10 protein-coding genes are annotated in these 11,497 nt (G+C 62.2%); 5 read left to right on the top strand and 5 right to left on the bottom strand.

Going from position 1 to position 11,497, the window contains the following annotated elements; all coding sequences use genetic code 11:
• The 4 genes from SGJ19_07650 to SGJ19_07635 form a co-directional block, all read right to left on the bottom strand.
• Window positions 1-916: aconitase family protein (locus tag SGJ19_07650; GenBank protein MDZ4780108.1), on the bottom strand; the 916-nt coding region annotated here is incomplete at its 3' end.
• A 115-nt stretch (window positions 917-1,031) separates the two neighbouring features.
• Window positions 1,032-2,423: a HEAT repeat domain-containing protein gene (locus SGJ19_07645; GenBank protein ID MDZ4780107.1), complete on the bottom strand. Its 1,392-nt coding sequence runs from the start codon at window positions 2,421-2,423 to the stop codon at window positions 1,032-1,034.
• 128 nt (window positions 2,424-2,551) lie between these two features.
• Entirely contained in the window at window positions 2,552-3,253 is a 702-nt protein-coding gene (locus SGJ19_07640; protein ID MDZ4780106.1) for a HEAT repeat domain-containing protein, read from the bottom strand.
• 58 nt (window positions 3,254-3,311) lie between these two features.
• Window positions 3,312-4,532 carry a Gfo/Idh/MocA family oxidoreductase gene (locus SGJ19_07635; protein MDZ4780105.1) on the bottom strand — a complete coding sequence of 407 codons (1,221 nt, stop codon included), beginning with the start codon at window positions 4,530-4,532 and terminating at the stop codon, window positions 3,312-3,314.
• A gap of 491 nt (window positions 4,533-5,023) precedes the next feature.
• Between SGJ19_07635 and SGJ19_07630 the strand changes: the two genes are divergently transcribed.
• Entirely contained in the window at window positions 5,024-6,517 is a 1,494-nt protein-coding gene (locus SGJ19_07630; protein ID MDZ4780104.1) for a hypothetical protein, read from the top strand.
• Between the two features lie 49 nt (window positions 6,518-6,566).
• On the opposite strand, the gene nadA is transcribed toward SGJ19_07630, so the two are convergent.
• Window positions 6,567-7,712 carry a quinolinate synthase NadA gene (gene nadA, locus SGJ19_07625; protein ID MDZ4780103.1) on the bottom strand — a complete coding sequence of 382 codons (1,146 nt, stop codon included), beginning with the start codon at window positions 7,710-7,712 and terminating at the stop codon, window positions 6,567-6,569.
• Between the two features lie 274 nt (window positions 7,713-7,986).
• Between nadA and SGJ19_07620 the strand changes: the two genes are divergently transcribed.
• The 4 genes from SGJ19_07620 to SGJ19_07605 all read left to right on the top strand — a co-directional run.
• Window positions 7,987-9,369, top strand: a complete 1,383-nt coding sequence (locus SGJ19_07620) for a trypsin-like peptidase domain-containing protein (protein MDZ4780102.1) — start codon at window positions 7,987-7,989, stop codon at window positions 9,367-9,369.
• A gap of 208 nt (window positions 9,370-9,577) precedes the next feature.
• Window positions 9,578-10,684, top strand: a complete 1,107-nt coding sequence (locus SGJ19_07615) for a PEP-CTERM sorting domain-containing protein (protein MDZ4780101.1) — start codon at window positions 9,578-9,580, stop codon at window positions 10,682-10,684.
• Between the two features lie 19 nt (window positions 10,685-10,703).
• Complete coding sequence (locus tag SGJ19_07610; protein MDZ4780100.1) at window positions 10,704-11,108, top strand: hypothetical protein; 405 nt, start codon at window positions 10,704-10,706, stop codon at window positions 11,106-11,108.
• Between the two features lie 109 nt (window positions 11,109-11,217).
• Window positions 11,218-11,497: DUF1559 domain-containing protein (locus SGJ19_07605; GenBank protein ID MDZ4780099.1), on the top strand; the 280-nt coding region annotated here is incomplete at its 3' end.

Here is an 11,497-nt window from a genome sequence, read left to right as displayed (position 1 = left end):
TCGCGCCGATCGGCGCGACCTGTCCGGGATTCGTACCCCAGGTGATCTGCGGTTCGATATCGCGCGTATGAAAGATCTCGACGCGGTCGTAGGTGGCGCCGGGATCGCTGGGCAATTGCTTCCAGCGCTCCACCGCGGCGTCGAAATCGCGCGGGGCGAATTCTCGACCTTGGACGTAGGCGAAGGTTTTCTCGTCCGGCGCAATCATGCCGGCCCGCGCGCCGGCTTCGATCGTCATGTTGCAGACGGTCATCCGCTCTTCCATGCCGAGCGAACGAATGGCCTCGCCGGTGTACTCGATGACGAAGCCGGTGCCGCCGTCGGTGGTGATGCGGCCGATGACGTACAGGATGATGTCTTTGGCCGTCACGCCCGGAGCGAGCGTGCCGTCGACGCGGATCTCCATCGTTTTCGGCAAAGATTGCAACAGCGTTTGCGTGGCCAGCACATGCTCGACTTCGCTCGTGCCGATGCCGAACGCCAAGGAACCGAAGGCCCCGTGCGTGGCGGTGTGGCTGTCGCCGCAGACGATGGTCATGCCCGGCTGCGTGAGGCCGAGTTCCGGGCCGATGATATGGACGATGCCTTGTTTGCGATCGCCGAGATCGTAAATGTGAACGCCGAACTCGTGGCAGTTGTTGCGCAGCGTGTCGATCTGTTGCTTGGAGATCGCGTCGGCGATTGGCAGCCGACGGTCGGTTGTCGGGACGTTGTGGTCGGGCGTGGCGGTGGTGAGTTCCGGACGCCGTACCTTGCGGCCAGCCAAGCGGAGGCCTTCGAAGGCCTGGGCGCTGGTGACTTCATGGACCAGGTGCCGGTCAATGTAGAGCAGCGTCTGCTGACCGGGTTCGGATCGGACAACGTGGGCGTCCCAGATTTTCTGGAACATCGTGCGCGGCGTAGTTTTCGTGCTCATGTCTGGCAAGAGGGGCTAGACGGATCGAAGGTTCGGGGGCCAATCGGCGGATGTCGTAGTATACGCTTTTCGGGATGGTTTGAAGTTTTCAGTGTTCAGTTTTCAGTGGGGACGCCTAGTTCGCGGAGGTTTTGGGCCGGACCCAGGTTTGGTTGTTTTTGTAGCGGTTGGCGCGTTCCACACTGGTGGCGTCCTTGCTAGTGGCGATCACGCGATCAAGGGCGGTGTGGAACTCCTCTTTGTGGGCGTCGCGCAATGCCCGGTGGTGGGCGAGCTCGACGATGGTTTCGCAGGCCGTTTCGGTGAAGGCCGGTTCGTCGACGTGCTCCAGGACGAAGCGTAACGTGCCGACCGTGCGGATTGATCGTGCGCGTTGCAGAACGAGCAAGCGATCTTCGTCGCGCGTGCAGATGGTCAGGCATTGCTTCAGGAGTTCGAGGCGCTCCGCATCGCTGCGGCTGTCCGCGAGCGGCGCGACGCGAATCAATGCGCGTAAGGTTGCGATACGATGCTCTGGATGCGCGTCGGACTTCGATAATTCCATCAAGCGATTGGCAATCGTCGCGTCGGGCCAGTTACAGAGCGCCCGGATGCCGGCCGTGTGCGTGGCGGATTCCCCGATCGCGGCTTCGATGGCCTTCCTCGCTCCGTCGCCGCCGACGCGGCCCAACGTGGAGAGCATTGCCAGTTGATCCGCAGCGCTTAAGCCGTGAATCGCCTCCAGCAACGGTGCGGCGCGTTCTTCTGGATTCTGGGCGCGCTGGCAGACGAACATCACCGCTTTTTCGGCCGCGTCGCGCTCGGGGCCTGGTTCCGCTTTAAGTACGCCTTGGACCATGCCGGCGACGTGTTCCGCGGCGGCGATTTGCCCGAGGGCTTTGATGACCGCCGTGCGGACTTGTTTGTCGTCGCCATCCGCCGCTGTGAGTAACTCTGGGATCGCGCCCAGGGCGCGACGCTCGGTGAGGATTTCGATAAGCGCGACTTGCACTTCCGGTGCGGCGCCGTCCATTGCCGTGAGGATCATCGGCGCCGTCTGATCGCCGGGAAGTCGCACGAGGCTGGCCCGCGCGGCGGCGGCGAGTGGCTTCGCTTCCGCTTTGAGCTTTTCGACGAGGACTGGCACATTCGACGCTTCGCCGAGTACGCCTAACGCGGTTACGGAAGCCACGCTGACGGCTTCGTCTTTCGTGGCGTTCAATGTTTCCAACACGAGCGGTCGCGCCGCGGGGTCGCCGCGCGATGCGAGCGCGGCGAGCAATCCTACCTGTGCATCTGGCTTCAATTTGGGAAGTTCGGCGGCGAATTTTTCCGTGGCGGCCGCGCCGGGGGCTTCGCTACGCACTTGCTCGAACGCCACCGACCGCAGGTCTTTATCCGATTCGTGCAGCAAGCTGACGATCAACGAGACCAATTCGTCATTGGACGTATCCTGCGCCGGCGCCAAACGAATCGCGATCGCAAAAATGACGGCGAACACGAACCAATGGGACAAGCGATTGCGCACAGTGGGCCTCGACAGCGTTGCCAACGAAAATAGCCACGCCGCTCGCACCTTACGACTTGGTAAGGAAGGAGCGGCGCAGCGGCGTTGAAGTTGATTAATTGGCCATGCTAGCGGCCCTGCAACTCAGGTTACTCGCTGGCCTTGCCGGCGCAGGCCAACATGCCGCGCGTTGCGGCCAGCCGGACGTGCTTCGGTTGACTCTCGCCAGCGAAGCTCTTGTAGAGCTTCAGAGCGTCGGTCTTGCTGCCGGCGGCGAGCAGTTTTTCAGCGCACTGAAGCGAAGCGTTCGTGGCGTCGCGACGGGCGGCCTCGGACGACGAGGACGACAATGCCTGGGCAGCTTTCGCGGTGCCGATTGCGCCAAGCGCCTTGGCCGCCGCACAGGAGACCTGGTGATCCGAATCGTTCAGCAGCTTCGCCAACTGCGGTACGCTGTCTTCATCGCCGCGGGAGCCGAGCGAGGCAATCATGCCCACTTTCAATGCGCCAGCGACACTTTCCAGCGCACTGCGCAGGGCTTCGTTAACTTCCTTGCCGGGGATGCGCTCCAAAGCGAAGCGGGCCACGTGCGAGTTTTCGGGCTTCGCCAACAATGCGGCGAGAGCCGGCACCGAGGCCGCGGTGCCGATCAGCATGAGCTTGCGGCACACGTAGTCCTTGGCATCACGCGAATCAGTCATCGACAGCGTCGCCGCGAGACGTGATTCCAATTCGCGCCGCGCGGAATCGTCGCTATGCGACGAGATCACGGCTTCGTCGATCGGGGCCAGCGGGGCGAGGTCTTGCCCCCAGTCCAGTGTCTTCAAGGCTTCGAAGGCTTGGTCCAACATGTATGTATCCCTTGGTGGGAGTGAGTTCGATGGAAATGGTTGCGAAGGTCCGTAACGCCTACAGTTGCCACGGCTCGCGACGGGCGCGGTCCAGCAGGCGATTGGCTTCGGCGTCGCCGGGGAATTCCTGCTTCGCGGAATCCCATTTCAACGATCGCTGCAAGCGGTAGGCCGCGCTGGCCAGGTGGCTCACCGCGGTGCTGTTCACGGCCAGTTCGATATCACGGAATGGCTTCTGCCGGGTCTTCACGCATTCGATGAAGTCGCCGTAAATGCCCCCTTCGCCGCTGTAGCTCGGCACCGGCTTGGCTTCACGCTTTTCGCCCGGCGTGCCTTCGACTTCCAGGTTCTCTTTGCCCGGCTTATTGTGCGTGAGCGTGATCCCGTTGGGGTAAACGAGTTCAACGTACTGCGTGCCGTTGTCATTGTGGAAGACGATATCGTGCGGCTGCAACTCGCGGACGTCGATGGCGAACGTGGCGCCGCCGAAGTGGTGCGCGCCCCAGTCGGTCATGCCGCCGCCGGAGTAGTCCAGGTAGGAGCGCCAGCTATTGCCGCCGGTGCCGAAGTTGCCGTCGCAGCGCTTGCTGTTGTACGGCGCCCAGGCCGCGGGGCCGAGCCACATTTCCCAATCCATGCCGGCCGGAACGTCTTCGGCGACCAGATTGCACATCTGTGAGAGCGGGCCAACATTCACGTTGATCGACTTGACCGGGCCGAGTTCGCCGCCCCAGCACTTGTCGACGATTTCGCGGTAATCTTCCAGTACGCGTTGGCTGCCGCCGGAGACCACGCGGCCGTAGCGACGCGCCGCAGCGATCATCAACGGGCCTTCGCGGAGCGTGAGCGTTTCGGGCTTCTGGCAATACACGTCCTTGCCGGACTTGCAGGCCTCGATGACCATGATCGCGTGCCAATGGTCAGGCGTGGCGATATGCACGGCGTCGATATCGTCGCGGGCGAGCAATTCGCGGAAATCGCTGTAGGCCTGGCAATCCGAGTTGCCGTACTTTTTGTCGGCCTTGTCTTTGCCGGCGTCGAGCTGGCCTTTTCGAACATCGGAAACCGCGACGTATTGCACGTCTTTGCGGCCGAGGTAGGCGTCTTGGTCGCCGGAGCCCATGTTGCCCAGGCCGATGCCGCCCATCACGATGCGATCGCTGGCAGGCGGCGTATCACCCTGGCCCAGGGCTGTCGAGGTGATGATGTAAGGAATGGCGACCGCGGCGCTGGCGGTCTTGATGAACTCGCGGCGCGTGGGGTGGGGATGGCGACCCATCGTGAAAGTTCCTCGGCGGAGACGGGAGTGGGTTGGCACGAGTAACGAGGCGGGAAACAGCGTGCCCGGCCAGCAAGAAAAGCTCCCAATTGGGGCGGGTCGCCAGCCAGGTCCGTGAGAGTCTTATTTAACCCCCGCGACGGGCGGTTGTCCAGCTAGTCCGGCGGTGTTCGCCGGAGATGGAGATTCTCACCTCGCGGCGCGCAAACAAGCCCAGGGAAGCCCCTCGGAATCGTTGGCGTGTGGATGACTTCGAGGGGCTTCCCTGGGCTTAGACGTGCGTGGCGACGACATCTCGCTGCCTGCCGACTTCGAGCCGATCCCCGCTGGAAATGACCGTACGGAAGGCCACTTCTTAAAGCGGCCGAATTTTATCTCGGAATTCTTGTCACAAGTCTCGGACCCAAGCGATTTAGAAATGTCGCCTTCCAGTGGCGAATCTTACTGGATCACAGAACCTCGCAAGGTTTGACAACTAAGGAGTCTATTCCATGTCCATCGACTACGGCGACCGCCTCGCCAACTACGCGTACAAGCTCATCAAGGACGATGTGGGCGTCGAATTCGAAGCGCACCTGAACGAATGGAAGATTCATACGAACAATCTCATTCAGTACTCACGGATAGCGCTCAACAGTTTTCAAACGCGGCTCGAAGACGCCCGGAAGGCCCTGGAGGCGGATCGGCAGCGGAATTCGCAGATGACGATGTTTGTCTTGTCGCTGCTCGCCGGTCCCGCGTTGTCGTTCGTGGGCGGCGCCTTGGAGAACCGCTTGGCGCCGAAGCTGTTTGGTCACCAGCATTCTGCATTGCGAACGCGGGCAAACCCCAAATACCAGCCGCCCGCGCCCCCGACGCCTGCTGCCCCATCCGGTCCCGCGCCCGTCACGCTTCCCCGGGTGGCCACGACAATCAGTCCTTCCACTCCGATCTCGACACCCGCCCAGACGACCAAACTTCCGCTGGCCGCTCGCACCATCAATCCCGCGAGTACAAAAGCGCCTCACGAGCCGAAACTGCCGTTGGCCGCGCGCACGATCAACCCCACGGTCACGAAAAAAGTCGAACCGCCAACCTTCGAAGTGACGGTCTTCGATCCCACTTGGGCGCACACAAAAGGCAAAATCCTGGGGGACTTTGGCGGTGCGGCGGCCGGCGCACTGATCACCAAGTTGTTAATCGAACCCGCCGGCCGGCCGGCCGAACCCGATCAATCCAGGCTGCAGAACGCGATCAATCGCGTGCCGGACTCGGTCGATCTGGAGTCGCTCAAGACAAATCTGGAAAACGCGTGGCTCGAAGCGCAATCTCTCGGCAAGCAAGCCATGCAGTTCTATGCGAATATCGTGCGGAGCGATCTCTCTTGGGGCGACCGACTGTGGGCCAAATTGAAAGCCGGTAAGCTCCCGGGCGTGCGCGCGGGCAGGGACGACATGGATTTACTCCGGCTGGGCGTCGAGTGGATTCACGATATGGTCGACCAGCAACGGCGTAGTTGGGCCGAGCAAGGTCAGTGGTTCTACTACGGCAACAAGCCCACGCCGATCCTGGAGAAACATGCAATCAATTCCATCGAGGCGGAACTGTGGGCGCTCTGGATCACGCAAGAGAATTTTCAGCCGGAGCACGAGGAGATCACCGGCGGATCGGATCGTGAAGGCGGCGAAGCGGTAGTGGGCCATCGCATCAAGTACGACAACCCGGAAGGAAGAAGCCGTATCAAGATCAACAAGATCCTGCCTCACTTGTACAATTTGGGGGTCGTGCAGGGAGACCTGATGATGGAGCAAGGGCGGCCCTACCGCGCCAAGCATGAGGGATTTCTGGCTTACGAAACTACCTCCATCTCAGGGGAAGTGGACACCGAATATGAATTGCGAGCGCTCGAGAAATGGGCGGAAAATCGCAAGCCGGGCTTTTTTGGAGGCAACGTCGGCTCCCTGCGACGTGACATTAGGCCGCTAGTCGTGAATGGTTCGTACTGACGCGGAGGTCAATGGAGAGCTCCGACGTCTGCGACATACGAAATCGGTTTCACTTCACCTGCAGCATCCGCTCCAGCGCCACGAGCGACCAGCGGGCTACGTCCGGGTCGACGGCGATCACGTTGACCGGCGTGCCGGCTTCGAGGTTTTCCAGGGACCAGGCCAGGTGCGCCAGGTCGATGCGGTACATCGTTGCGCACATGCAGACGACTGGGGAGAGGAAGTGAATTTCCTGTTCCGGGTGTTCTTGTTTGAGCCGGTTCACGAGGTGCAGTTCGGTGCCGATCGCCCATTTGGTCCCGGCGGGGGCCGATTCGACTTCGCGGATGATCTTGCCGGTGGAACCGCTGATGTCCGAGGCGTCGACGACCTCCATCGTGCATTCGGGATGGACGAGCACTTTGATGCCCGGATACTTGTCGCGGAACTGCTGGACGTGCTCGGTGCGGAACATCTGGTGGACGGAACAATGCCCGCGCCAGAGAATGACTTTGCTGCGCTCGACCTGCTCCGCGGTGTTGCCGCCCAGTTCCTCGGCGGCCTGGTCCCAGACGCACATTTCGTCGAGCGGGATGCCCATCGCCTTGGCGGTGTTGCGACCCAGGTGCTGGTCCGGGAAGAACAGCACGCGGCGTTTTCGCGCGAAGGCCCATTTCAATACTGCGGCGGCGTTGCTCGAGGTGCAGACGATGCCGCCATGCCGGCCGCAGAAGCCCTTCAGGCTGGCGGCGGAGTTGATGTAGGTGACCGGGGTGATGTCTTCGTTGTCGATGACTTCGCCCAATTCCTGCCAGGCGGATTCGACTTGCTCGATGGCGGCCATATCGGCCATCGAACAGCCGGCGGCCATATCCGGCAGGATGACCGTGACGCGCTCGCCATTGCGCTCGGTTAGTTTGTCCGGGCGGTTGGCCAGGATGTCGGCCGTTTCCGCCATGAAATGGACGCCGCAAAAGGCGATCGCCCGGCATTCGCTGCTGGCGGCCGCCATCTGGCTGAGTTGGTAGCTATCGCCGCGCAGGTCCGAAAGCGCGATCACCTCGTCCTGCTGGTAGTGATGCCCCAGGATCATCAGCCGCGACCCCAGCCGGTCGCGTACCCCCTGAATCCGTGCGGCCAACTCTTCGTTGGGCAGCGCGCGATACGGCGGAAATGCGAAGCGGGAAATGGAAGTCACTTCGGCCACGGCGGACATGAAACACTCCCAACGGGGCAGGCGGTCAAACTCTGCATAAGTATACGGCTTTGAGGTCCTCGAAACAGGATCGGCGCGGCTCAACTGACATTGCCCGAAATCCGGATCCCGGGCATGATGCCGCCCGACGGGACTGACCCTGGGTGGATGGCGCCCGAATTCGCCGCCACATTGCGACTGGTCCCGTCGATGTGTTCGATTCGCCGGCCGCTTCAAAAGTTTGGCAGGATGCCGAACTGCGGCCGTTGCCCATCAATTCCATGGAGGGATATGGATGGTCACACTTTCCGCTGCGCTGATGGCGTGCGCGCTGGTCTCGTCCGGCGAAACCGCTCTGTACGAATTCAAGGCCGACTGGTGCGGACCGTGCCAGCAGATGGCGCCGACTGTAAACCAACTGACGGATTCCGGCTTTCCTGTGCGGTCGATTGACGTCGATCAAGACCGTGCGACGACGGAACGATTTGGCGTTGGCCCGTTGCCGTGTTATGTGTTGGTCGTCGATGGCCAGGAAGTCGACCGCGTCGTCGGCCTGGTGAGCCAAAGCGAATTGGAAGGCATGTTCAAGCGGGCCAACGTGGCCGTGCGTCCCACGGGGCTGACGGCCGTCTCTGCGCGGTCGCCCAGAAACGACAGGACGTTGGGCGCGGTCGAGGACCCATTCGCCGCCGTCCAAGCCAGCCGACCGGCGCCGTCGGGGAACTCGCCAATTGCCGCGTCCGCAAGGCTAAGGATCGCCGATCCGACTGGCCAATCCTTCGGCAGCGGGACGGTGATTGATTCCCGGAACGGCGAGGCGCTGATCGTTACCTGCGGGCACGTGTTTCGGGAGTCGCAGGGCAAGGGAACCATCACCGTCGATCTGTTTGGCCCCGGGGCGCCACAAGGCCTGCCGGGGCAGGTGATCGGCTACGACTTGGAGCGCGACCTGGGCTTTGTGGCGATTCGTCCCGGGAAGGACGTTGCCTCGGCGCCGGTCGCGTCGACGAACGCCGTCACGAAAGTAGGCGATCCGGTGTCGAGCGTCGGCTGCAACGGCGGCGCCGATCCGACATTGATGAACAGCCAAGTGACGGCCATCGACAAATACCTCGGGCCGCCGAATATCCAGGCCGCAGGGCTGCCGGTGCAAGGCCGCTCGGGAGGCGGGTTGTTCAACGCCCGAGGCGAGTTGATTGGCGTCTGCAACGCCGCGGATCCCGAGGACAACGAGGGACTCTACGCGGCCATCGGCGCGATTCACGCGGAATTGGATCGCCTGAAGCTCAGCTCACTGGTCCGCCCCGCCGCGAATGCGGTGACGCCGGCCTCCTTCGCTCAAGCGGCTTCCACTTCCACTGCAGCCGAGCCACCCGCTCAAGCATGGGGCGATGTCGAAGCCGCGATGGCGAGCGCCGAGCACTCCGGGGCAGAAGTCATCTGCATCGTGCGATCATTGCGAGACCCACGTGCCAAGAGCGACGTGATCGTGCTCGACAAAGCCTCGCCGGAGTTTTTGGCGAAATTGGCCGCCGAACGCGGCGTCCAGCAGAACCGGCAGTTGACCGGATTGGAGCGCCGAACCGCAACCGTCACGTCGCGAAATGACTCCGCCTGGCGGCCTGCTAACGGCCGCAAAGTGCGGAAGATCGCGCTTGATCCGAAATCCGCCGAGTAGCGCGCATTTGACCTGAATGCCTAAGCCCGGCCGCCGTCACCATGTCGGCTGCCCGGGCTTTTTTCGTTCCTGTCGACCCATTCGAGCCAGCGAGTTGCATGGGTTGCACCGGCTACTAGAATGAGGAGGTTGGTAAGGCGGGCAGAATCTTCGGCCTTGAAGGCTGGTTCTCGGGCGCCCGTGGGCGTGGAAACAGAGGAGCACCGTGATGCGGCATCGAGGCGGAGTGGCGTTGTTGTTGTTGTTGTGTGGACTGTGGTGTGCGGCAGGCCAGACGGCGACGGCCGCGGGTCTGATCCTGAACGAATACAACGCCGTGGGCCCAAACGATCTGTTGGGGAATTCTCGCGCCGACACCTTCTTCGGGCGCATTGAGGGGAACGGCCGGGACTGGCTGGAATTCGTTGTCGTCGACGACCACCTCGACATTCGCGGCTGGGAACTGCGCTGGTATCAGGACGACGTTGATTCGAACGGCGATGTGATCTGGGACGCGACCCGCAGCACGCCCGGAGTGGACGGCCAGGGGCGGATTATTTTCTCGGACGACGACGATTGGTCGGACCTGCGTCGGGGGACCATTCTGACGATCACTGAGCAGGAACGCCTGACGGACGTGTTTGAAGTCGTCTCGCAAACCACGAAGAGCTACGACCTGCGGACGGATTTGAGCTTCGACCCGGAAAACGGCGACTGGCACATCCAAGTCAGTACCGAAGACGAAGCCGAGAATACGACGCCGCTATTATTCACGGAATCCAACATCACCGGCGACGTGGAAGGCAACTTTCCCGTCGGCAACGACAATTGGGAAATGACCATCGTCGACAGCGACGGCGAAGTGGTGTTTGGTCCCGTCGGCGAGGACATCAACGGCTGGGGCGGGGGCGGTCTTGGCGATACGGAAGTCGGCAAGCTTGAGTTTCCGCCTGCGCCGGCCACATTGGTCGATTGGGAGGCGCTCGACGTCAGCAACTTCCGCGACGGCAGCAGCAGCACCTTCGGTTCCGCCAACCTCGGTTCGGGCACGGCGACGCAGGATTTCTCGCCCTTACGGGCCATAGACAATCCGGTCCTCGGCGACACCAATGGCGACGGCCAGGTCAACATCACGGACCTGAACAATGTCCGAAACAACTTCAGCGGCGCCGGTTTAGGCGATACCGACGGCGACGATGACGTTGATGTCACCGATCTGAACAACGTCCGAAATAACTTCGGCGCCGGGACGACCGGCGCGACTTCGGTGCCCGAGCCCGGCACGATGCTCATGGCCGCGATCGGCCTGGCAGCGCTGTTTTTCCGTCGACGCTAGCCACCACGATTTTCTGATCATGCATCGGCTTTGGCGCGCTATAGCGATCGCTTGGGCCTCGCCTTATACCTTGGCGGGATTGGTGATCGGCGCGTTCGGGCTTTGCTTTGGCGCCCGCGCGCAGCGTCGCGGCTGCGTAATTGAATTCCATGGCGGCGGCGTGCAATGGTTCGTCCGTCATCTGCCGTTGGGGGAAGCGACGCTCGCCTTCACGCTAGGGCATACGGTGCTCGGCCAAACCGCCGCGGCGCTCGATATTGCCCGCGAGCACGAGCTGGTTCACGTCCGGCAATTCGAACGCTGGGGCCTCCTCATGGGACCGGCGTATTTGGGCTGGTCGCTGTTCTTGTGGTGTACCGGACGCCGGCCGTATCTCGACAATCCCTTCGAGCGGGAAGCCTACGAACACTCCGGCGACCTTTAGGATTGCGCAAGACCGGGCGTTGCTCGAGTGAAGGCGTGCCGAAAAAAGGTCGCCGACTTGCTTTACCCGCGCCGGCGGACGCCGTATCCTGACGGCAGGAGGACGCCCCATGCGACGCGGATTTACGATAATCGAATTGTTGATCGTAATCTTCCTGATCGGACTGCTGGTGGCGCTGGCCGCGCCGGCGGTGTTAAAGAGTCGTGACGCTTCGCGCCAGGCGACTTGCCTGAACCGGCAACGCGAAGTGATGCTCGCCGTGCAATCGTTCGAGCAGTCCAAAGCACGGTTTCCGGGCTGGCGCGAGCAACTCGGGGCGCCAGGCACCTGGAAAACCGTGAGCTGGCAGTTCGCGCTGCTGCCGTATCTCGAACGGCAAGACATCTACC

The organism is Planctomycetia bacterium (assembly GCA_034440135.1).
Taxonomy (GTDB): domain Bacteria; phylum Planctomycetota; class Planctomycetia; order Pirellulales; family JALHLM01; genus JALHLM01.
The sequence above is the reverse complement of the archived record's forward strand: the minus strand, read 5'-3'. Positions and strand labels throughout refer to the sequence as shown.